The organism is Allobosea sp. 05T439 (genome assembly GCF_056396005.1).
Genome location: NZ_JBFTKP010000022.1, coordinates 1 through 23,009 on the forward strand (window position 1 = coordinate 1; position 23,009 = coordinate 23,009).

General features: G+C 66.0%; 16 protein-coding genes. 9 read left to right on the plus strand and 7 right to left on the minus strand.

Annotated elements, in window-relative coordinates; translation table 11 throughout:
- The 3 genes from AC1DIO_RS22530 to AC1DIO_RS22540 all read left to right on the plus strand — a co-directional run.
- The coding region (locus tag AC1DIO_RS22530) for a peptide ABC transporter substrate-binding protein (protein ID WP_476854102.1) at positions 1-1,385 on the plus strand (1,385 nt) is incomplete at its 5' end.
- Positions 1,386-1,686: 301 nt separating this feature from the next.
- Positions 1,687-2,304 carry a GyrI-like domain-containing protein gene (locus tag AC1DIO_RS22535; protein WP_441504540.1) on the plus strand — a complete coding sequence of 206 codons (618 nt, stop codon included), beginning with the start codon at positions 1,687-1,689 and terminating at the stop codon, positions 2,302-2,304.
- A gap of 122 nt (positions 2,305-2,426) precedes the next feature.
- On the plus strand, positions 2,427-3,101 hold the full coding sequence (locus AC1DIO_RS22540) for a phosphoribosylanthranilate isomerase (RefSeq protein WP_441504539.1): 675 nt from the start codon (positions 2,427-2,429) through the stop codon (positions 3,099-3,101).
- Between the two features lie 126 nt (positions 3,102-3,227).
- On the opposite strand, the gene AC1DIO_RS22545 is transcribed toward AC1DIO_RS22540, so the two are convergent.
- Positions 3,228-7,712 carry an autotransporter domain-containing protein gene (locus AC1DIO_RS22545; RefSeq protein ID WP_476854103.1) on the minus strand — a complete coding sequence of 1,495 codons (4,485 nt, stop codon included), beginning with the start codon at positions 7,710-7,712 and terminating at the stop codon, positions 3,228-3,230.
- A gap of 189 nt (positions 7,713-7,901) precedes the next feature.
- On the opposite strand from AC1DIO_RS22545, the gene AC1DIO_RS22550 reads away from it, so the two are divergent.
- Positions 7,902-11,918: an ATP-binding protein gene (locus AC1DIO_RS22550; RefSeq protein WP_441504537.1), complete on the plus strand. Its 4,017-nt coding sequence runs from the start codon at positions 7,902-7,904 to the stop codon at positions 11,916-11,918.
- A 97-nt stretch (positions 11,919-12,015) separates the two neighbouring features.
- On the opposite strand, the gene AC1DIO_RS22555 is transcribed toward AC1DIO_RS22550, so the two are convergent.
- The 4 genes from AC1DIO_RS22555 to AC1DIO_RS22570 all read right to left on the minus strand — a co-directional run bounded on the left by AC1DIO_RS22555 (position 12,016) and on the right by AC1DIO_RS22570 (position 18,127).
- Entirely contained in the window at positions 12,016-13,299 is a 1,284-nt protein-coding gene (locus AC1DIO_RS22555) for an NAD(P)/FAD-dependent oxidoreductase (RefSeq protein WP_441504536.1), read from the minus strand.
- Between the two features lie 82 nt (positions 13,300-13,381).
- On the minus strand, positions 13,382-14,197 hold the full coding sequence (locus AC1DIO_RS22560) for an NAD-dependent epimerase/dehydratase family protein (protein ID WP_441504535.1): 816 nt from the start codon (positions 14,195-14,197) through the stop codon (positions 13,382-13,384).
- A gap of 91 nt (positions 14,198-14,288) precedes the next feature.
- A complete protein-coding gene (locus tag AC1DIO_RS22565; RefSeq protein WP_441504848.1) occupies positions 14,289-16,010 on the minus strand; it encodes a hydantoinase B/oxoprolinase family protein in 1,722 nt (573 codons plus the stop codon).
- On the minus strand, positions 16,007-18,127 hold the full coding sequence (locus AC1DIO_RS22570) for a hydantoinase/oxoprolinase family protein (protein WP_441504534.1): 2,121 nt from the start codon (positions 18,125-18,127) through the stop codon (positions 16,007-16,009). The genes AC1DIO_RS22565 and AC1DIO_RS22570 overlap by 4 nt, the downstream gene beginning before the upstream one ends.
- A gap of 164 nt (positions 18,128-18,291) precedes the next feature.
- On the opposite strand from AC1DIO_RS22570, the gene AC1DIO_RS22575 reads away from it, so the two are divergent.
- Both AC1DIO_RS22575 and AC1DIO_RS22580 read left to right on the plus strand, forming a co-directional pair.
- A complete protein-coding gene (locus AC1DIO_RS22575; protein WP_476854104.1) occupies positions 18,292-19,191 on the plus strand; it encodes a LysR family transcriptional regulator in 900 nt (299 codons plus the stop codon).
- A 101-nt stretch (positions 19,192-19,292) separates the two neighbouring features.
- A complete protein-coding gene (locus tag AC1DIO_RS22580; RefSeq protein WP_441488432.1) occupies positions 19,293-19,616 on the plus strand; it encodes a hypothetical protein in 324 nt (107 codons plus the stop codon).
- Between the two features lie 440 nt (positions 19,617-20,056).
- Here the strand turns inward: AC1DIO_RS22580 and AC1DIO_RS22585 are convergent, their stop codons facing one another.
- Complete coding sequence (locus AC1DIO_RS22585; RefSeq protein WP_441504532.1) at positions 20,057-20,239, minus strand: DUF3606 domain-containing protein; 183 nt, start codon at positions 20,237-20,239, stop codon at positions 20,057-20,059.
- Between the two features lie 399 nt (positions 20,240-20,638).
- On the opposite strand from AC1DIO_RS22585, the gene AC1DIO_RS22590 reads away from it, so the two are divergent.
- Together AC1DIO_RS22590 and AC1DIO_RS22595 are read left to right on the plus strand one after the other, a co-directional pair.
- Positions 20,639-20,977 carry a hypothetical protein gene (locus AC1DIO_RS22590; RefSeq protein WP_441504531.1) on the plus strand — a complete coding sequence of 113 codons (339 nt, stop codon included), beginning with the start codon at positions 20,639-20,641 and terminating at the stop codon, positions 20,975-20,977.
- A 52-nt stretch (positions 20,978-21,029) separates the two neighbouring features.
- Positions 21,030-21,686 carry a hypothetical protein gene (locus tag AC1DIO_RS22595; RefSeq protein ID WP_441504530.1) on the plus strand — a complete coding sequence of 219 codons (657 nt, stop codon included), beginning with the start codon at positions 21,030-21,032 and terminating at the stop codon, positions 21,684-21,686.
- Positions 21,687-21,733: 47 nt separating this feature from the next.
- On the opposite strand, the gene AC1DIO_RS22600 is transcribed toward AC1DIO_RS22595, so the two are convergent.
- Positions 21,734-22,006, minus strand: coding sequence for a hypothetical protein (locus tag AC1DIO_RS22600; protein WP_476768306.1), 273 nt, complete (start codon positions 22,004-22,006; stop codon positions 21,734-21,736).
- On the opposite strand from AC1DIO_RS22600, the gene AC1DIO_RS22605 reads away from it, so the two are divergent.
- Positions 22,005-22,925 (plus strand): extracellular catalytic domain type 1 short-chain-length polyhydroxyalkanoate depolymerase, encoded by a 921-nt coding sequence (locus tag AC1DIO_RS22605; RefSeq protein WP_476833807.1) that lies wholly within the window; start codon positions 22,005-22,007, stop codon positions 22,923-22,925. The two genes, AC1DIO_RS22600 and AC1DIO_RS22605, sit on opposite strands and share 2 nt — an antisense overlap.
- The last annotated feature ends 84 nt before the right edge of the window (positions 22,926-23,009 follow it).

Genomic DNA, 23,009 nt, shown 5'->3' on the forward strand with positions numbered 1-23,009 from the left:
AGGAGGGCGTCAAATGGCATGACGGCAAGCCGTTCACCGCGGATGACGTCGTCTTCACCTGGGAATATGCCGCCGATCCGGCCACCGCCGCCTATACGACCGGCGCCTACAAGGACATCAAGGTCGAGAAGATCGACTCCCACACCGTCAAGGTGATCTTCAAGGAAGCGACGCTGTTCTGGGCCGATGCTTTCGTCGGCGTCGCCGGCATGATCATCCCGAAGCACCATTTCGGCGAGTACAAGGGCGCCAAGTCGCGTGAGGCTCCGGCCAACCTGAAGCCGGTCGGCACCGGCCCCTACAAGTTCGTCGACTTCAAGCCGGGCGACGTGCTCACCGGCACGCGCAACGAGAATTACCACGTCCAGAACAAGCCGCATTTCGACACGCTCGAGGTCAAGGGCGGCGGTGACGCGATCTCGGCGGCGCGCGCCGTGCTGCAGACCGGCGAATACGACTATGCCTGGGATACGCTGGTCGAGGACGAAGTTCTCAAGCGCATGGAGACGGGTGGTCGCGGCAGGATCAGTGCAGCGCAGGCCGGCGACGTGGAATTCATCACCCTGAACACCACCGACCCGTGGACCGAGGTCGATGGCGAGCGTTCGAGCGTCAAGACCAAGCATCCGACGCTCAGCGATCCGGCCGTGCGCCAGGCGATCAACCTGCTGATCGACCGCGATTCGATCCAGAAGTTCATCTATGGCCGCGGCGGCATCGCGACGGCGAGCTTCGTGAACCAGCCGAAGCAGTTCAAGTCGGAGAAGCTGAAATACGAATTCAGCCTCGAGAAGGCGAACAAGATCCTCGACGACGCCGGCTGGAAGAAGGGTGCCGACGGCATCCGCGAAAAGGATGGCAAGAAGCTCAAGTTCGTCTTCCAGACCTCGATCAACGCGCCGCGTCAGAAGGTCCAGGCCATCATCAAGCAGGCCTGCCAGCGCGCCGGCATCGATCTCGAGCTGAAGTCGGTGACTGCGTCCGTGTTCTTCTCCTCGGACGTCGCCAACCCCGACACCTACACCAAGCTCTATGTCGACATGGAGATGTACACCACGACGCAGCCGCAGCCGGATCCGGAGCGTTTCCTCAACCAGTTCGTGTCCTGGGAAATCGCCAACAAGGAGAACAAGTGGCTCGGCCGCAACGTCTCGCGCTACTCCGACCCGGCGGCTGACGAGGCCTACAAGGCCGCGCAGAAGGAACTCGACCCGGCCAAGCGCGCTGCGCTGCTGATCAAGGTCAACGAGATCTTCTGCGAGGCCAACGTGATCCTGCCGGTCCTGTCGCGGACCAAGGTCGTCGCTGCGGCGCTGACCCTCGCGCATGATCACAGCGGCTGGGACGTGGACACCTGGAACCTCGCTTCCTGGTATCGCAACTAAGCACGAAGCAGCCCCTCACCGGGACATCTCGGTGAGGGGCCGCAACCGATATCCGCGGCGCCGGCATCCGCACGGCGTCGCGACCCCGCTGCGGCAGGGCCCGGCGAATTCATCGACCAGGCTTTCGATGAAATCTGGCCGGCCTCCGACTTGCACGCGAATAGATCTGGCACGCGAACAGATTTGGCCTGTTCTGAACGCCCATGTCCGGCTGCGGGCACATTGGGCCCGTTCCGCGAGCGACTGCTGCCATTCCTTGTCATCGCACAGTCGTTTCGGTGACAGCGAACGGGGGACGCGGATGGCGAAGATCGATTTCAAGAAAGCCCTCAGACCACTTTATGACCCGCCCACCGGGGACTTCGCTTTGGTCGACGTGCCGCAGATGCCGTTTGTGAAGGTGAACGCTGAAGGCGATCCCAACACCGCACCGGCTTACCGTTCGGCGATCGAATGGCTCTACGGGGTCAGCTATGCCGTGAAGTTCGCCGCAAAGGCTGCGCTCGGCAGGGACTATGTGGTGCCGCCGCTGGAAGGGTTGTGGTGGACCGACGATCCCCGGAGCTTCATCACCCGCCAAAAGAACCTGTGGCGCTGGACGATGATGATTATGGTTCCTGAATTCGTCACCCATGACATGTTCGAGAAGGCGGTGGCCAAAACGGAGGGAAAGCTTGGGCAGCGCCCGCAAAGCCTGCGCCACGAATTCTATGCTGAAGGGCTCTCGCTCCAGACCCTGCATGTCGGCAGCTATGATGAGGAGGGGCCGATCCTGGCCCGGCTCCATGATGAGGTGATGCCGCGCAAGGGGGTGACCTTCAACGGCCCCCACCACGAAATCTATCTGAGCGATCCGCGCAAGACTGAAGCGGCCAGGCTCAAAACGGTCCTTCGCCAGCCGGTGATATCCTTGGCATAGGGGGCAGGGCGGAAATCGGCTCCTGCCCATGCGCCAATGTCTGCTGTCCACGAGCACGAAGGCTATCCGCGGGGCGAAGAGCCGAGATTGCGTCATGAACCGATTTGGCGGATTGCTGGGATATGAGAACCCGGATCAAAGTTTGCGGGATCGCGTCAGCCGATGAAGCCCGCCTCGCGGTAGCGGCTGGCGTCGACGCTCTTGGCTTCAATTGTGTGGGGCCTTCCAGTCCTCGCCATGTCGCGGACCCGACAGTCGCCGCGATCACGACACTCACGCCGCCTCCCGTCGCGACATTCCTGCTGACCGTCGAGCGGACAGCCGAGGCGATCGCGGCCCATGTGCGCCGGACGCGTCCGAGTACGGTCCAGATTCTCTGGAACATCGATCCGGCGGAGTCCGCCCGCCTGGCCGAGATCGAGCCTGATCTGCGCCGCGTTCAGGTCGTCCATGTCGAGAGCCGCGCAGCGCTGGAGATGATCCAGGCCTACAGCCCGTATGTTCACGCCTTCCTGCTCGATTCAGGGAGTCCGAACGCAGCGACGCCGGAACTGGGCGGCACCGGGCGCCCGCATGACTGGGCGATCAGCGCCGAATTCGTCGATGCCAGCCCTCTGCCGGTGTTCCTCGCGGGCGGGCTTACCCCGGCAAATGTCGGCGCTGCCATCCGACAGGTCAGGCCGTTCGGCGTGGATCTGTCTTCGGGCGTCCGGACAGCAGGCCAGCTCGACCCGGTCAAGTTGGCGGATTTTGCCTTGGCCGTGCGGAAGGCGGATGACGCTCTGAACCCGGCCTAGAGGCGGGCGCGCGGGGCGCGCTTGGCCAACCCGGGCATCCTGCCCCCGCGCAAAAGGCCCATCTCGTTTCCCGGCGCCTGGCACGGCCGCGCGACCCACGGCGCCGGAACCGGCCTGCGCTCGCCTTCAGAACCTGATGTCGATGCGTCCCTTGAGGGCGTGATCGCGGGTTCGCTCGCCGATGGCAGCGGAGTAGGTGATCCCGACCGTGGTCGAGGCGGTGGCGCGCCAGTCGAGCCCGGTTTCGGCGACCAGCGCATTGCGATCGATGGCCGTCGCGTAGACCGAGGCCGGGGTCGTGCCGGCAAGGAAGGCCGTGGCTGCTCGCGGCGTCAGCTCGCCAAAGCCATGGCGCCAGCCGAGCAGGCCGCGGGCGAAGAGCGGCATCGTGCCGATCTGCGCCTCGGCGCGCAGGCCCAAGGTCGTGAAGCCGAGATTCTGGTCGCCGGAGAAGACGCGCAGTGCGGCCGCGCCGCCCTGCTCGAGGCCGGAGCCGGATGAGACCCGGAGCAGGACGAGCTGGGCGAAGGGCTCGAGGGCAAACTGCTCGAAACGGAAGGCATAGCCCAGCTCAGCGAAGGCCTGGGCCACCTGGCTGTCGCGATCCGAGCGCAGCCTGTCACCAAAGCCGCGGAGCTGCACCTGGCGGGTCAGGCTGGTTTCGCCGAACGAATATCCCAGGCCGCCATCGAGCCGCCATGCGCCGAGGCGGGCGCCGGCATAGAGTGCGGCATGGCCGCTCTCCAACCGGCCGGAGGACAGCCTGGCGTCGACATCGAAATTCGAGCGGGTGTAGCCGCCGGCAACGCCGACCCGAAGCGAGCCCGCCGCCGTCTCGTAGAGCTTGAGGTCGGCGCCGAGGATGGCGCCGCCGGTGCGCTGGGAGAGGCTCGCCGCATTGCCGTCGCCATTGGTGTTCGCTTGTGCTCCGACCGCTTCGCCCCAGATGGTGAAGCGCTCCTCGAAGCGCGGCGCTGGCAGCATGATTGCGCCCTTCGCGTTCGGCAGATCGGCCGTGAACTCCGCCGCGACGCTCTGGCCTGGCGCCACCAGCAGCGGCCCGCGCAGGCGCCCGAGGATCGCCTCGCGGAGCAGCCGGCTTTCGGCGATCGCGACCGCGACGCCCTGGGCATGGGCCTCGCCCGAGAGCTGGTCGAAACCGGCGCGCGCCTCATCGGCTGTCGCCGAGATCAAGCTGTCATAGATCCGATTGCCGGCACCCAGCCGTTCCGCCGCGACCGCGATCCCGCTCTGGTTGCGCGTCAAGGCGATGAAGGCTCCGCCGCCGCCCGGCCCGAACGACGTGCCGTTGCGGCTCATCGTCAGCGTGACGTTCTGCGCGTCATAAGCCAGCGAGGGCGTCAGGAAGGCGAGGTTCGAGCTGACGCCGGTGAACCGCCCGCTGACGCCGCCGCCCGCCGTCAGGATGGTATAGTTCGTCGAGGCCGCGTAATTGCCGTTCTCTGCCAGGACCTGGACGGCGCCGCCCGACAGTGTCGCAATGCCCGACGCATTGATCCGGTCGCTCTGTCCGGCCGCATTGATTTCGACCTGATAGGTCGAGCCGACGGCGAAGGCGACATTGCCGGCAATGGTCAGCGTGCCGATCGAGTTGCCKGGCGCGACCGTGCCGCCGCTCATCACGGCAAGGCCGCCGATCGTGCCCGAGCCGCCGAGCGTGCCACCGCCATTCACGGTCGTCGCACTCGCGGTCGAGCCGTTGACGACGAGCGTGCCGGCATTGACCGTGGTTGCGCCGGTAAAGGTGTTGGCGCCCGTGAGCACGAGCGTGCCGGCGCCCGCCTTGGTCAGGGATCTGCCGTCCCAGCCGGTTGCGGCATTGGGCGCCCGGTMGCTCAGCGCTGCGCCCATATCGAACCTGTCGGCAGCATTGGTCAGCGTGAACGTGCCATGCGCGCGAGAATTGCCCGCAGTCCAGCTCAAGCCATAGCTGGCGAGATAGTGCTTGCTGTCGTCCGACTTCCGGGTCGCCAGCGTCAGATAGTCCACCGTCCCATGGAAGCCGCCGACCGTGACCGTGCCGAAGTCGCCGCTGAGGCCCGAGCGCGTATCGATCAGGAGCTTGTCCAGGCCGTTCGCGTCGCTGATGCCGCTGAGGTTGAAGGCGACATTGCTGCCGAGCGTGACGCGTTCGGCCTGCAGCAAGGGACCGCCGGTGGAAGCGATGATCGACAATGCCGTGTCATTGGCAAAGCGGACATCCTGCGCGACCTTCACCGCCGCCAGGTTTTGGATCGCCAGGCTGCCACCGGTCACGTCGATCGTGCCGGCGAGAGTGTAGGTTCCAGCCGCTGCGCCGTCACCGAATTGCAGCCTGCCGCCCGATATCGTCGCGTTGCCGCCGAAGCCGAGGCCTGACGTATTGGCGACCACCAGCGTCCCGGCCTTGACCTGGGTCATGCCGCTGCGCGTCAGGGCCTTGTCCAGTGTCCAGGTGCCGCTGCCCTGCTTGACGAGTGCGCCGGTGCTGAGGCTGGTCGTGCCGCCGACGGCCGCCGAGTAAAGGTGAGTGCCCGCGCCATCCAGCGTCAGCGTGGAGGCTGCGTTGGTGCCGATACCCAGGTTGCCCGTGATGCTGGATCCGGTGAACAGCGTGACCGTGTTGGTGCCCGCGGCGCGCAGCGCCACATTGCCTTTCAGTGCGCCGGAATTGCTGAGCGCGGTGTTGCCGCCGATAGCCTGCACCGATGCCGTGCCCTCGATGGTGGCGCCAGCGCCGTTGGTCACCGTGCCTCCATTGATCAGACGGACCCCCGCCGAGGGGCCCTTGATGAGGCTGCCCGACCCGGTATTGGTGACCGTGCCCGCCCCGCCGCTGATGCCCACGCCCGCGGCAAGGGCATCTGTCCCGTCGGCGATGATCGAGCTTGCCGTGTTGGTCACCGTCCCGCCATCGGCAAAGCTCACCCCGTAGAGCTTGCCCGTGATCCTGCCGCCGCCCTCGTTGGTGACKGTGCCCTGGCCGACGACGATCTCCACGCCGTGACCCTGGTTGTCCGCGGTCACGCTGATGGTGCCGCCGGTGTTGGTCACCGTGCCGGCACCCCAGATGCGGACGCCGCCCAACCCGCCGGCAATGCTCGCGCCGGTCCCGTTGGTCACAGTGCCGTCTGTATTGATGAACACGCCGAGGCCATCAGTGCCGCTGGCGCGGATAACACTCGTGGCGCCGAGATTGCTCACGTCGCCACCTTTGTCGAGCAGCACGCCGTGGCTCACGGCTGTGATGGTGCCGCCTTGGTTGGTCACCGTGCCGCCATCACCGAGCTGCACGCCGACATAATCCCCCTCGATCCGCCCGGTGGCTGCGTTGACCACCGTGGCGACGCCCGCGGTGGACAGCACGCCGACCTGCCCTGCAGCCGTTCGCGAAATGGTGCCAGCGTTGTTCAGGGTGCCACCGTTGTTGACGATGACTTCGTTGCCGATGCTGATGCCCGCATTGATCTTCAGCGTGGCGCCGAGAGCGCCGCTGTTGTCCACCGTGACGGAGCCGCTGCCCAGGCCCGCATTATTGGCGACCGCCAGGGTTCCGGCTTTGACCTGCGTGGCGCCGCTGCGCGTCATCGCCTTGTCCAGCGTCCAGGTGCCGCTGCCCTGCTTGATAAGCGTGCCGGCGCTGAAGCTGGTCGTGCCGCCGACGGCCGCCGAATAGAGCTGCGTGCCGGTGCCATCCAGCGTCAGCGTGGAGGCGGCATTGGCGCCGAAGCTCAGATTGCCCGTGATGCTGGAGCCTGTGAACAGCGTGACATCGTGGATTTCATCGCCATTGGCGTTGGAGCGCAGGGCCACGTGCCCGATCAGCTTGCCCGCATTGCTGAGCGAGACGTTTCCGATGACCGAGCTCACCGCCAGGGCCCCCAGCGCGGCCTCGATCGTCGAGCCGGCACCATTGATGATCGTGCCGCCGGCAGTCACCGTCACGCCGCTGTCCCGGCCCGTGATGGTTCCGCCCAGCGTATTCGAGATCGTTCCTGTGTCGATTTGCACGCCGGAAACGTCGGTGCCAATGATCGTGCCTCCGGTGTTGGTCACTGTTCCGTTTCCGAAAACAAGCACGCCGGCTCGCTTGCCCCTGATCGTTCCGCCCTGCGTGTTCGTGACCGTCGCGTCTCCGCCGAACGACGCCCCATCGAGCGTCGCACCGGTGATCGTGCCGCCGGTATTGGTCAGCGTGCCGCCTCCGTGCACCAACACGCCTTGCGTTTGCCCGGATATCGTTGCGCCTTGCAGGTTATGCACCGTGGCGCCCCCTGCCATGGACAGCACGCCAACCTGCCCCGCAGCCAGGCGCGAAAGGGTGCCCGCATTGCTCAGCGTGCCACCGTTGTTGACGGTGATCTCGTTGCCGATGCTGACGCCGGCATTGATCTGCAGCGTGGCATTCTTGTTGGTCGAATTGTCGACGGTGACGGTATCGGCGCCGAGCTGAGCGTCGGAGCTCACGACCAAAATGCCATCCGTCACGAGGGTCTGGGCGTAGCTGCCCGCGCCCGGAAACATCAGGACCAATCCAGCCAACGCGGTGGTGGACAAGAGCCGCCCGCGGCGCAAACCGCGCGATGCGTTGGTCAACAAGGTCGATGTCATCAGTCCGTCTCATGCATGCAAAACATCGCTGTCCGGCGCAGCAATCTCTGGCTATTGTTTAAGTTCGTGCGCCGTCGTCAGGCCGTTATTGCACCGTGACACGAGCGTTAATTCTGCCTGCCTCTGCGTTCGCGCCGGGCAGAATCTGTGCTTTTCGAGAAGGATCGACCTGTTCGTGTTGCCGGCAGAATGAAGGACGGTGTCGCTCTTCCCCATTTTCGTCTCTCGCTGCTCGGACGATTCGAGCTGGCAACGCGCGATGGCATCGTCCGGCTGCCGAGCCGGAAACTGTCGGGTTTGTTGGCCTATCTGGCCTGCACGGCGCCTCAACCCCAGCCGCGTGAAAGGCTGGCCCACCTGCTGTGGGGCTCGCATTTCGAGACACAGGCCCGACAGAACCTGCGGCAGGCKATTTTTCGGCTGCGTCGGATTTTAGGCCAGGAAACGCTCGTCAGTACCGACGACGAGGTCTGGCTCGCGCCCGGCGCGATCGATTGCGATGCTGTTCGCTTCGAGGCGTTGATCACCGAGGGAGGGGCTGCGTCGCTCGCCGCGGCCGCCGATCTCCACCGGGGTTCGTTTCTGGCCGACCTGAATATCGAAGAAGACGCGTGGCTGAGTTGGCGCGCCTCGCTGCGAGGACGCCTCGAAGGCCTGGCGCTCGACGCCATGGTCAGCGAGAGCCAGGACGCGATGCGGGCGGGGAACGAGGAGGCTGCGCTCAAGGCGGCTCATCGGGCCATCCAGGTGAATGCCCTGCGTGAGGATGCGCATCGGGTCGCCCTCCAGGCGCTCGTCGCGATGGGACGCAAGGCCGAGGCGCTCAGGCATTATCAGGATCTCACAGCGCTGCTGAGGCGCGAGCTCGGCGCGGCGCCCGATGCGGTCACGCAGGCGCTGGCAGCTGAGCTTCGCAGCGCAGCGCCGCCAAGTGTGCCAAGTGTTGCAAGCGCGCCGCGCGCGAGCGGCGAACGGCATCCCACAGCTTCCGGGACAGTAGAACCGCCTGTCGCAGCAGGGATCGTGGCGGCGCGAGACGGCGAGGCCCCGACGAAGGGGCTTCGCCCGGATGCTCTGGAGCAGCGCCAACTGACGATCCTGGTTTGCGATCTGGTCGGCGCGATCAGCCCCTCAGCGAGCCCCGATCCCGAAGATATCCACGATCTGATCGCCGCCTTCCACGCGACCGTCGCCGATGTCGCGGCGCGATTTGGCGGCTTCGTCGCCCATTACCAGGGCCATGGCGTTGTCGTGTATTTCGGCTATCCGGCCGCCCATGAGCATGATGCCGAATGCGCCGTGCGCGCCGGCCTTGCTCTCCTTGCCGCCATCGGCAGCCTGGCCGCGCCGTTGGCCGGGGCGCTGCAGGCGAGCGTCGGCATCGCCACCGGGCTCGTCGTCGTCGGGGAGAAATCGACAGCGGACAAGAATCGGCAGCATGTCGCGACGGGCGAGGCCCCGGCCCTGGCGGCGCGTCTGCAGGGCAGTGCGGCAGGGGGCGAAGTCGTCATTGCCGCGAGCACGCAGCAGCTTGTGGGTCGGCAGTTCGCCTGCCGGGCGCCCGCGGTCCGCAGCGACGCGCAACAGCCGGAAGCATGGCAGGTCCTTGAAGCATGGCAGGTTCTTGAAGCGTGGCAGGTCCTTGGCGAGATCGCCGGGGTGAGCCGCTTCGATGCACGGCGCGGCGCCGTTCTCAGCCCGCTCATCGGCCGCGAGGAAGAGATCGCGCTGCTGCTTCGCCGGTGGGATCAGGCCGGTGCGGGGGAAGGGCGTGTCGTTCTGATCTCGGGCGAGCCTGGCATCGGCAAGTCGCGCCTGGCCGAGAGCGTGCCGGCCCGGACCGGCTCCGGGCCCGATTCCCTCCTGCGCTATTCCTGTGCTCCGCATCTTGCACAGAGCCCGCTGCATCCGTTCATTGCCCGTGTCCAGCAGGATGCCGGCTTCAGCCCCGACGACAGCGCCGGCGCGAGGCTCGACAGGCTGGAGGCGTTGCTCGCGCCGACATCGCTCGATATGCCGCGCGACGTGGCGCTCCTTGCCGAGCTGACCGGAGTGCCGCTGGAGGACCGCTACCCCCCGCTGGCGGCCAGTCCGCAGCAGAAGCGCGAGATGACGCTCGGTCTGCTCCTCGACCGGATCGAGCGCGCCGCAGCCGGGAAGCCGGTCCTGATCCTGTTCGAGGATGCGCACTGGCTCGATCCGTCGTCGCTCGATCTGCTCGAGCGCCTGGTGAGCCGCGCCGCCCGGCTGCCTCTGCTGCTGCTGGTCACCTGCCGGCCCCAATTCCAGCCCGGCTGGCTCGACCAGCCACATGTCACTGCGCTGTCGCTCAGCCGCCTTGGCCCGGGCGACAGCACCGGCATCATGCGCGGCGTCGCCGGGGACAGGGCGCTCCCCAATGCTGTCATCGGCCAGATTCTGTCGCGGGCGGATGGCGTGCCGCTGTTCATCGAGGAACTGACACGCTCGCTCCTTGAAAGCGGGCTGTTGCGTCAGACCGGGGACGGCTGGGTCCTCGACGGGCCCCTGCCGTCAGTGGCGATCCCGACGACGCTGCAGGCCGCGCTGGTGGCCCGGCTCGACCTGCTCGGCCCGGCAAGGGACGCAGCCATGATCGGCGCCGCGATCGGACGGGAGTTCTCGCACGAGCTGATCGCTGCGGTGTCGGGTCTTGCCTCCGCGGAGCTCGAGACAGCGCTCGCGCGGCTGCTGGAATCCGGCCTCGTCTCGCGCCGCAGTGCATCGTCAGGGCAAGGCTACGTCTTCAAGCACGCGCTCGTGCAGGATGCTGCCTATGCCACGATGCTCAGGAGCCGGCGACGCGACCTGCATGCGACGATCGCCCGGACGCTGATCGATCAGTTCCAGGCCTGGGTCGAAGACCAGCCCGAGCTCGTCGCTCACCATTTCACGGAAGCCGGGCTCGGGGGCGAGGCGGTCGGCTACTGGGTCAAGGCAGCCCGGCTGGCGCAGGCGCGCTGGGCCAACCGCGAGGCCGCCGGGTTCTTCGAGCAGGCCTTGCGTGTTCTGGCCACACTCCCCGAGACCCGGGAGACGCACGAGCAGGCCATCGATCTCCGGTTCGAATCGAAGGCATCGCTTCTTCCGCTCGGACAGTTCGAGCGCATCATCGGCCATCTTCGCGAGGCCGAAAGCCTGGCCAGACGCCTGGACGATCAACACCGCCTGGCGCGGTTCGCCTTCCATATGTGCCAGACCCTGGCGCTGGGCGGCGATTCCGCGGAAGCCGCGGGTTTTGGCCAGCAGGCGCTGGCGCTGGCGGATTCGCTTGGCGACGTCCCACTCCAGATGGCGGCGACCCTGTTTCTCGGGACGGCCTGCTTCTCGACGCTTGAGTTCCCCCAGGTCGAGCCGCTCTTCGTGCGAGCGCTGGAGTTGCTCGATCGTCAGCCCCGCTTCGAGCGATTTGGTCTCGCTGGATATCCAGCCGTGACGGTCCGTGCTTTCCTGGCGCGGATCCATGCCGAGCAAGGCAGGTTCGAGCAGGGCATCCTGCATGGCGAGGAGGGCATTCGCATCGCGCTGGCGGTCGATGATCCGCTCGGCCTGACGATCGCCTATTGGTGTCTCGCCGACCTCCTGGTCATTCGCGGCGAGTTCGCCGAAGCCATAACGCGGTTGGAGCGCGCTTGCGTCGTGGCCCGCGAGTTCGACCTGCCCTTCATGGCCGCGGGCAGTACGGGCACGCTCGGCTATGCCTATGCCCTGCTGGGGCAGACCGAGCGAGGCCTGCCTCTGCTGGAGCAGGCGCTGAGCGCTCTGGAAGCCATGGGGCATCGCTTTGGCCAGGCCCTGTTCCTGGTGCCCCTCGGGGATGCGCATTTGCTCGCCGGCCAGCATGCGGACGCTCTCAGATATGCTGGACGGGCTCTGGCCACGGCGCGGGAGAATGGTCAACGTCGTGGCGAGGCAGGGGCCCTCCATCTGCTTGGCGACGTTCTGGTCCGCACCGAATCCATAGGACAGGCCGAAATTCACTACCGCGAGGCGCTCGCGCTCGCGACGGAACTTGGACTGGGCTCGCTTGTGGCGCGCTGCCATCATGGCCTCGGACATCTGCACCTGCGCGCAGGCCGGCCGGCCGAGGCTCGCAACCAGCTCGAGATCGCCACGACGATGTACCGCGAGATGGGCATGCGCTTCTGGCTGGATCAGGCCAATGAGGCGGCGGATCAGTTGCCATAGCGGGCGGCCTCGGGGCCGGCTCACGGCATGAAGGCCTGGCAGCGTGGAGGCACTGCATCGCGACCGCGCGATCTCGCCGATGGCGCGACTGCGTGGTTCAGGCCGGTGCGATCGGGAGATGCGCCACTTGCGCGCCGACCCCGTAATAGGCCTCCCTGACGCCCCGGAAGGCCGGGATGGCGAGTTCGGATACCGGCAAGGGCATGCCGGCGAGATCGATCTCGCCAAGGATGAGCCGGGCAAGTTCGCGCCCGAAGACGGTGCCCGGCGCGATGCCGCGGCCGTTGTAGCCGCTGAACCCGATCGCGTTCGGTCCGTAGCTGTGCAGCCGCGGCAGGTGATCCGGCGTCATGCCGATCTTGCCGTACCATTCCGTTTCGAGCTCGAATTCGCCAAGTTGCGGAAACAGCTTCCGGATATGCCGCTTCACCCAGGCGCGATGAACGCTCAAGCCCGTCCCGCGCAATGCGCCGACGCTGCCGACGATCAGGCGCCCCTCCGCATCGAGCCGGAACCCGCTCAAGATGGTCTTGGTGTCCCAGCCCGCGCCGCCCTGCGGCAGGATGGTCTTGCGGATATTGTGGCCGAGCGGAGCCGTCGAGACGTGGAAATAGGGCAGATGCACCTGCTCCTCGCGGATGTTGGCGGTCGCGCCGGTCGAATAGGCGTCGGTCGCCAGGATGAGCCAGTCGGCGCTGACGCTGCCGCCGGCGGTCTTGACCAGCCAGGCGTTGCCGCTGCGCTCGAAGCCGGTCACCGCGCTGCCGGTGTGGATGATCGCGCCTTCGGTCATCGCGGCGCCCGCMAGGCCGCGCGCATAGGCGAGCGGCTGGATCGTGCCGGCGCGCGGGTCGAACAGCGAGCCGGTATAGCCCGCAGCCCCGGTCCTCGCCTGCGTATCGTCGGCACTCAACAGCTCGACCTTGGCGCCGAGCTTGCTCCACTGCGCCTGGCGGGCCTGAAGCTGCTTCAGGCCGCTTGCGCCGACGGCGCAATGATAGGTTCCGCGATGGTCGGTCTGGCATTCCATGCCATAGCGTTCCGTGAGCGCGAAGACCTCGCGCGGCGCTTCGCCGAGCAGTGCGATCAGGCGGTTGCCATGAACCGGGCCGAGCGTGGCGATCAGGTCGTCGGGCATCACCCAGAGACCGGCATTGACGAAGCCCGAGTTGCGGCCGGATGCGCCGAAGCCGATCTCGACCGCCTCCAGAACCATGACCTTCTTGCCGCCCCTGGCGAGATGGAGCGCCGCCGAGAGCCCGGTATAGCCGGCGCCGACGATGGCGACGTCGGCGGATGCGGCTTCGCCCAGGACCGTGGTCGGCGGGGCAGGAGGGGCTGAGAGTTCCCAGAGCCCGTGCGAACGCTTGTCCCCCAGCATTGAATCGGCTCCGCTCTGTCAGGTCCGTGAATGGCTTGGTGCAGGCGCAACATTGTGCAGGCGCGGAGGGCGCCCGCAGATGTCAGGCCTTCGCTTCGTCGTCGGGGTGGCCCATCTCGCAGAACTTGCCGCCGAGATAGCGGCCCGTCGGAGACTTGGGGTCGAGAGCCGGCGCATTCGCCTCGACCTTGCCGCGAAACGGCTCCGAGCTGTCCTGCGGGTGATAGCCGAGATGGTTGGCGCCGCTATTGTCGACCGCCTTCACCGTGTTGTCCGAGGTGCCGAAGGAGATGGTGTGGCCGACGAAAGGCGCCGTCAGCGAGGCTTCGACGAGGCGCACGCAGTCGGCGAAGGAGAGATAGGACCACAGCATCCGCCGGTCGACGGGCTCGGGGAAGGACGAGAAGATGCGCAGGCACGCCGTCTCGATGCCGAACTTGTCCCAATAGAGCCGGCTCAGGCTTTCCACGAAGGTCTTGCCGACGCCGTAGAGGCAGTCAGGCCGAACCGGCGCATCGACCGATATCTGCGCGCCGATCTCATGGAAGCCGATCGCATGGACGGATGAGGCATAGACGACGCGTTTGATCCCGTGTTTCCGGGCGCCCTCATAGATGTGGTAGGAGGCGCGAATGCTGGAATCGAGGATGGTCTGCCAGTCCCGCTCGGTCGGCGCGCCGCCGAAATGGACGATGGCATCGCAACCCTCGGTCGCCGCGATCGTCGCCTCCATATCCGCAAGATCGAAGATCGCCTGTTCCTCATGGGAGGCAAGCGGGCCGAGCGGCTCGCGATCGGCGACACGGATCGTCCCGGCGAGATGCGCAAGCCCGGTGCGAAGATGAGAGCCGAGGCGGCCGGCCGCGCCGGTGATCAGGATGCGGTCATAATGGGGCATGCGGTCCTCGCGTCGTCACAGGCTGACCGCCGCACCAGGCCAGCGCGGCGGCGATGGGGAGAATCGGCGTTCCGGATCTCGTGGCACGGCGTCATCCGGGGGAGGGCAGTTCGCCGCGCTTCAGTCCGGCTTCGACCGCCGCGATCTCGGCGTCGCTGACGTCATATGCGGCCTTGGCCATCTCGGCCGAGACATAGCCGAGCGCAAGGTCGCGCAACACCGCGGCGCGGCTGCGCTCGGCGGCCGGGCCGTAACCGGCGCCACCGGGAAGCGACAGCATGACCTTGCGGCCCTCGGGAACGGCCTGACGCCCCTTGCCGGCCATGGCCCTGCCGTCGTCGAGGCGGATTTCGGTCGCGCCGCCATCGGCTCCGCCAAGGCGCCCGCGCGGCGGATGCTTCACGCGGTCGAACATCGCGGACATGTCGAAGACATGGCCCTCGACCGCGCCGACCTCCATGAACTGGCCGAGCCCGCCGCGAAAGCGGCCGGCGCCGCCGGAATCGGGCCGCAATTCCTTGCGCCAGATGATGATCGGGCCGGCATGCTCGGTTGCCTCGATCGGCATGGTCATGACGCCTGAGGGGAAGGCGGTGGTGTTCATGCCGTCGAGCGTCGGGCGTGCGCCCGATCCGCCGCAATTGAACATCAAGACCTCGGCGCGCCTCGCCCCGGAAAGACGCGCCGCCTCCGAGGCCGGACGCAGCGAGACCTGGAAATTGCAGAGCGGTCCTGCGCCTTCGGCTGGAACGGTCCTGGGCAGGAGCTTGTCGAGCGCATCATAGACCGTGTCGGGGATGAGATGGCCGATGACATGGCGCAGCGCGACGGGCGCCGGATGCAGCGCGTTGACGATGGTGTTCTCCGGAGCCGTGATGCGGAAGGGCTCGAGGGAGGCCGCATTATTGGGGATCTCGGGCGCAATCGCGCATTTCAAGGCATAGCAGGCATAGGCCTTGGAATAGACCATCGGGCAGTTGATGCCCTTGGGGTCGACGCCCGACGAGCCCGCGAAATCGACGCAAACCTCGTCGGCGCCGATCGTGACCTTGACCTTGAGCAGGATCGGCGTAGCGAAGCCGTCGCTGAGCATGGCGCCCTCGGCTGCGCCGGGCTTGAGCGCCGCGATCTTCTCCAGTGTCGCCCGTCGCGAGTTCTCGAGGATGAAATCGCCGACCTGCTCCAGTCCGTCGAGGGCGAATTCGTCGAGCATGCCGGTCAGCCGGCGATGGCCGACATCGTTGCAGGTCGCCAGCGCGAAGATGTCGCCGACGACCTGGTCGGGTTCGCGGATATTGCCGCGCACCAGCCTGACGAAGGGCTGGTCGACCTTGCCCTGGTCGGCGAATTTCATGATCGGGATATAGAGGCCTTCCTCATAGACCGAATTGGCGTCCGCCCCGAAGCCGCGGCCGCCGATATCGACGACATGGGCCGTGCAGGCGAAGAAGCCGACATGCCTCCCCCGGTAGAAGGAGGGCGTCACCACGGTGATGTCGTGCAGGTGCCCGGTCCCCATCCAGGGGTCGTTGGTGATGTAGATATCGCCTTCGAGGATGTTGCCGGGGCCGATCTCACGGATGAAATGCGCGACCGCGTCGGCCATGGCGTTGACATGGCCCGGCGTGCCGGTCACGGCCTGGGCCAGCATCAGCCCGGCCCGGTTGTAGACGCCGGCCGAGAGGTCGCCTGCCTCGCGCACCGAGGTCGAGAAGGCCGTGCGGATCAGGGCCTGGGCCTGCTCCTCGACGATCGAGATCAGGCGGTTCCACATCACCTGCAGCGAGACGGTGGAGAGCGTCATCATGGTCAGGCCTCGATCATGTCGGCGAGACGGGCTTCCACCGCGTCGGTGCTCTGCTTGAAGACTTCGATGCAACCATCCGAGCGGCAGGTCGCCGCGCAGCCGGCCGGCACGATGATCGTGGTTTCATCCTCGACGATGACGCAGGGGCCGGCCACGAGCCGGCCGATTGCGACCTCCGAGCGCGCGAACACGCCGGCCGTCACCCGAACGCCGAGCGCAGGGTCGAAGACCTCGCGCTGTGCGGTCGCCGTCAGCGGCGCCAGGGCGCCCAGCCCCTCGGCCCGCACCGGCACCGTCTTCGCCGTGCTCGCATTCACCGCCCAGACGGTGATCTCTATGTCCAGACCTTGGACGGTCCTTGAGAACAGCTTGGCGTATTCGGCCTCGAACAGGTCGCGATAGGCATCGATCGTCGGTGCGGCCCGGCTGACATCGATCGGGATTTCCCAGCCTTGGCCGACATAGCGCATATAGACCTTGGTCTCGACGCTGAGCGGCGCCTGCGCGTCGCAGGAGCGGACGAAGCTCGTAGCCTCGCTTTCGAGTTCTGCGAGCAGGCCGCGCACCAGCGAGGCGTCGAAATCCGCCAGGCGCATATAGACGCTGCGCGTCGCCTCGAAGCTGAACGGCGCCCGCAGGAAGCCGATGGCCGAGCCGACACCGGCCCCGGGCGGCACCAGCAGGCGCGCAATGCCGAGCTTCTCGCAGAGCCGTCCGGCATGGAGCGGCGCCGCGCCGCCGAAGGCGATCATTGTATAGCCGGAGAGATCATCGCCATTCTCGACGGCGTGGACGCGGGCGGCATTCGCCATGTTCTCGTCGACGACCTCGACGATGCCGAAGGCGGCGGTTTCGCCGCTCATCCCGAGCCGTTCGCCGATCGCAGCCGTCACGGCTGTGCGCGAGGCGGCTGTGTCCAGCTCCATGCTGCCGCCGGCGAAATTGGCAGGGTCGATCTTGCCGAGCAGGAGGTCGGCATCGGTCACGGCGGGCCGTGTGCCGCCGCGGCCATAGCAGGCGGGGCCGGGCTCCGAGCCGGCGCTCTCCGGCCCGACGCGGATCTGGCGCATCGAATCGACCTGGGCGAGCGAGCCGCCGCCAGCGCCGATCTCGACCATGTCGATCACCGGGATCGAGATCGGCATGCCCGAGCCCTTCTTGAAGCGGTAGCTCCGTGCCACCTCGAAGACCCGGCTCGTCTTCGGTGTCTGGTTCTTGATCAGGCAGATCTTGGCCGTCGTCCCACCCATGTCGAAGGAGAGCACCCGGTCGAGGCCGAAGCGCGCGGCGACATCGGCGGCATAGATCGCGCCGCCGGCCGGGCCGGATTCGACGAGGCGAACCGGGAACTCCGCCGCCCCTTCGAGCGACATGATGCCGCCGCCGGAATGCATCAGGAATATCGGGCAGTCCGCACCTTCGCCAGCCAGTCTTGCGGCCAGGCTGGCGAGATAGCGCTTCATCATCGGCTTGACATAGGCATTGGCCACCACCGTGTTGAAGCGCTCGTATTCGCGCATCTGCGGCGACACCTCCGACGAGATCGAGACCGCAAGACCCGGCATCCGCTCCAGCAGCACCTCGCGGACCAGCCGCTCATGGCTGGGGTCGAGATAGGAATGGATCAGCCCGACCGCGACGCTCTCATAGCCCGCTTCTGCGATCTGCTCGGCCAGCGCGACGATATCCGTGCGCCGGAGCGGGATCAGCGTCTTGCCGCTGGCCGCGACGCGCTCGCGCAGCGTGTAGCGCCGGTTGCGCGGCAGCAGGGGCTGGGGCAGCGTCAGGTTGAGGTCGTATTGCTCGAACCGGCTTTCGGTCCGCATCTCGATCACGTCGCGAAAACCTTCGGTCGTGATCAGCGCCGTCTTCGCGCCGCGGCGTTCGATCAGAGCGTTGGTCGCAAGCGTCGTGCCGTGGATGATCCGGCCGATGGCGGCGGGCGTCACGCCCGCCTTGGCGCAGACGCGGTGCATGCCCTCGATGATGGCGCGCTCGGGTGCGTCATAGGTGGTCAGCACCTTGGCGGAGTAACTTTCGCCCCCGATTTCCAGCACGACATCCGTGAAAGTGCCGCCAATATCGGCGCCCAGATTGCCTTGGGAGGATGCAGCGCCCCTCATCGAAACCACCTTTCAGTGCAAGGAGATGCCCGGCGCTGCGGGAGAKCCGAACCTCCAAAAGATGGCCGCGATCGATGATCACGTCTAATTATTTGATTGTCTCGTGATGATAGAAAATATTGATCCTGTGGCGCGGTCCCAGGCGGCGCAGACCGGGGTTCTCGATGCAGATCACGCTCAAGCAGATCGAAACCTTCGTCCGGCTGGCCTCGCTCAGGAATTTCCGCCGCGTCGCCGAACAGATGAACACGACGCAGCCGAATATTTCGGCGCGGATATCGGCGCTCGAGACGGTCCTGAACCTGCGCCTGTTCGAACGCGATGCCGGATCGGTCGTGCTGACGGATCAAGGCAAGAGCGTGCTTCCGCTCGCGGCGCGGGCGCTCGAGGCGACCGAGGCGCTGCTCCAGGCGGGCGATGCGGCGAGCCGGCAATCCATCCTGAAGCTCGGCGTCGCGGAAACCGTGGCCCAGACCTGGCTGCATCGCTTCCTGCGCGAGATGGCCGTGCGCTTTCCCGAGGTCGTGGTCGAGCTGAGTGTCGACCTGACCTTCAATCTCCAGCGCAACCTCATGGACGGCTCACTCGACATTGCCTTCCTCAACGGGCCGATCTCCGACCTTTCTGTCACCAATCTGCCGCTGGGGACGGTGGCGCTGCCCTGGGTCGCTGCCCCCCGGTTTGCCGCAGCCTTGCMCGACMCCGTCGGGGCCGATGACCTCGCCCGGTTTCCGATCCTGACCCATGCCAAGAACACGCGGCCCTATGCGGAGGTCGTCGACTACTTCAAGCGCAACAGCAGCCGGCTCAGCCGCCCGGTCTCGTCGAGTAATCTGGCGGCCTGCCTGAACATGACGCTGGATGGCCTCGGCATCGCGACCTTGCCGTCGCCGCTGGTCGAGCGCTTCGTCGAATCCGGCGAACTCGTCGCCCTCAACTGCGATTGGGTGCCGACCCCGATGAGTTTCACCGCATCCTATGTGACGATGCCGGCGCGGCCGATCGTCGAGGCCGCGGCGGAACTCGCCGTCGCGGTCGCCGACTGGAAGCCGAACGCGGCCTGACCGGTTGATCGTCAATGCTGAGACCAGGTCGGCTGCGCCCGTGCGATGAACGAACTCCGGCGTCGCGCGTTGTCCACCGGCGCGAGCGTTCGGGAGGCATGATGGACGAGGGGAAGCAGGAACTCCGGCGGGCATTCAAGCACATCGAGCGGGAGGTTCCAGAGCGGTTCTCAGCAACATTGCGTTGGCTGCGGCACCCGGCCTCGCGTTGGGTTCGACTGCCCGTGGGGCTTCTCCTGATCGTCGGCGGCATCTTTTCGATCTTACCCGCGCTCGGGCTTTGGATGCTGCCTCTTGGCCTGTTGCTGATCGCCGCAGACTTCCCGCCATTGAGAAAGCCGATGGCGCGCTTTGCTCTTGCCACCGTGAATCTATGGATCAGGCTGCGGGCGTGGTGGCAACGACGACGCAATCACGCTCCCTGATGCGGGCCGGGACGTTGCGCCCCGATTTCGGCAGGCGGTCGAGGCTGACTTCACACGGTCGTTGCTGGGGCGACGCGCCGCGAGTCTGCACTGGCGTCTCGGACGCGAGCCAGGAACCAGCCGACATCCATAATGGTCCCCGTGACGTTTCCGCAGTCAGCGGAAACGTCGAGTGATCGCACAAATCCAGCGATGCGCGGCCAGCGTCCGAACGTCATGTGGCGATCGAACGACGCTTCAGGTCGCTACCGAAAGAACGCGAGGAGGATGATGAGCGGAAGAGGAATGCCGAGCATCCAAAGCAAAATACCGCGACCCATGATGATCTCTCCCGGTGGAGGCCTTTGAACCCGCACCCACAGAGAGTGTTCCGGAAGGGTCGCTKACCGGCGGACGTTTGGCGACTGCCGACGCGGAAAAGGCCTACTCCCTGCGATGCGCTAGAGGGGTCGGCCCAATAGCTTCGCGACCGCGGCCGAGCGTGAGCCCGCCTTTGCAACGGCCATCTTCAATTGCTCAAGGCTCACGCCCCATTTTTGGGTCCAGTATTTGACGTCGTGAGGTTCATTCAGATTGATGCGGGCGCGGTCTTGCGCGTCGCGGTTGGTAAGATCGTCCGGCATGGTAACCTCCTTGGAGCCCCATGGAACCGCAATGTCGCAACGATGTTCCTCAGCGACGAACGCTTCCTGTGGCGTTCTGGCTCGGCCTTGCGGCTGAAGCGCACTCGTACGCAAGGGCGCCTCGCTCTGGTGCGGTAACGAGCGACTGGGCGTGATTCTGCGCGGGCTGTAATGGACTCGCGGATTCTTGATGGATCAGCCGGTGGGAACAAAGGACTTGAACAGCGGTTCCCCTTTCGTGGAGACGACTGCGCCGGCCATCGGATCGTCGATCGAATTGTTGGCCAGACAATCCGAAGAAGGGAGGGACTCTCTTCTGACACATCTTTCGAGTATCGAATGAAAGCTCGATCAAGCGTTCACTATTAGGATATGCGCACGAGGTAGGTAGACGTTTTCATGGATACACCGTCTGAAACCTATCGGCTTGCGCTTCCCTGGTACAAGCAGTCGGATTTCGATGAACTCTGGGCGCTTGCGGAAGACCGAGCAGTTTTGCCGCGGTCCTACTCCGAGTGGCACCAGCGTGCTTCGGGCGTCTATTCCCGGTTCTTGAACGCGGGAATGGCAATCCAGATCGTGACGGTTCGGCGCACCCCGCTCCTGAAATGGCTCTCGGATCATGGGCTGCGCAACACGTCGGCAGCGCGACGGCTCTATGTCGAGGATTGCGCCGTCGCACGGGCGAGACTGGTCCAGGGATCAGCCATGGCGTGGGTTACGCTCTCGGACCAGTGACCGTCTCGAGATCGACTGAGACCGCGTTCCGACCGGCCCTTTGGTGTGCTAGATGGAGGACGACGTCATGGTGAAAGACGGACACGGAAACCCTCTTCCCCCCGAGCAGGATTTTACATCCCGAACCGATGCCCGCCCGTCCGAGGAGGGACTGGCGGACGGGACATCTGACCTGATCACACGGACGGCGCAGAATCATGGGGTCGCCGTCGACGCTGTGGAGGCGGCGTTGGCAGCGCTTCGTCGAGGTCGGGGGACGATGGCCCAGTTTTCTCACCCTGCCTTCGGCGGCATGGCCCAATGGTCKACCGGCGGAATGAGCATGATCGGTGACATGTTCAATACTGCGACCAAGGCGAAATTCGACGGTGTTCTTGGGGATCTGGCGGACGCGCTTCGGCGCGGCGAAGGCGCGATGGAAGCGCCACATGCCGCAAACGAAGCCGAGGCGCGGAAAGACCGGGAATCCAGGAGCTGGCCAGCAGAATTTGGGGACGCGGCAACGGCTGGTAGCCAAAACGACATGCGGTATGCGTTCTTCCCGACAGCGCGGCGCCTGGTCATCGATGATGGAACTAGGCGAACGGTCTACGACACCGGCGAACACGTCATTTCCGGGGTTTCGCAACAACAGAGTTTCGACCGGACGCTGACCTTTCACAGCCAGCTCGGGGCGGTGAATCCAGGGGATCTCCCGGTCGTTCCTTAGCGCGGCAGCGACCGATCGCTGACGAGGGGACGGGAGTGGTGCGCCGTTCAAAAACAATGCTGCAGTGCGGGATCATTTCGAGCCGTGAACGGTTGGGCTCTCATGCGCAGTTGAAAGCGCCCGGCAGGGGATCTGCGCGTGAGAAATCCTTTTCGATCGCTGTTGAGAGCAACGCGCGCCGCAAACAGGAGCGCGGCCCGCTCAACTGCCCTCATCCGAAAGCTGACAAAGCTGCCGAAGCCGGCACGCGCCAAGAAGACCACCAAAACGGCCAAACGGAGCGCGGTTCCGCCGCGCAGACCCGCGGCGGGCAGTTTCATCAGCGATCGATTCAGTGGAGCCAAGGGCACACTGCGCTACAAGCTCTACACGCCCATTGGCTCAACCCGCAGGCGCTTGCCCCTGTTGGTCATGCTCCATGGTTGCACTCAATCGGCTTCGGACTTCGCGTCCGGAACAGGCATGAACGATGTCGCGGACGAACTCGGCTTCCTCGTGCTGTATCCCGAGCAGGCGGCGTCGGCCAATATGGCACGCTGCTGGAACTGGCATCGGCCTGCCAATCAAAAGCGGGGCTCCGGCGAACCCGCGATGATCGCGGCGCTGACGCGAAACGTGCTCACCCTCTGCAAGGGTAACCCCACGCGCGTGTATATTGCGGGCATCTCCGCGGGAGGCGCGGCAGCGGCGATCGCTGGCGCGGCGTATCCCGATCTCTATGCCGCGGTAGGCGTCCATTCCGGCCTCTCGGGCGAGGCCGTCAGCGGCCTGACGCAAGCCCGCCTGGCCATGCGGCAGGGGCCAGGATCAAATCCTCCGGCTCCGACCGGACAGATCGCCCAGCCGCCTCCGACGATCCTCTTTCACGGCGATCGCGACACGACGGTACATCCGGCGAATGCGGACGGCTTTGTCCATCGATTGCGACAGTCCTGCGGATCGACGCTTGCGGTCGAGACCCGCACCGGACGATCTGATCGAGGGCGTGATTTCACCCGAACAAGCTACCGTCCCCTTGGCGGCGATGTCCTGCTGGAGACATGGCTTGTCCATGGTACTGGACACGCCTGGTCCGGCGGCAAAGTCTTTGGGGCGCTTACGGACAGTGCCGGACCCGACGCCTCCAAGGAGATGGCGCGCTTCTTCCTCGTTCGAAGGCTAAAGATCAAGACGGCGCTACGTGCACCCGAGGCCCGACGACCAACCGCTTCCAAAGGGAAGAGCTTCAGTCCGGCTTGAGGCCTGATACGCGTCCTGACGCAGGTCCGTCGGCGCAGCCGGGAAGCGGACCTCTGTCATGGTCGGGCTGGCATGCCACCAAAC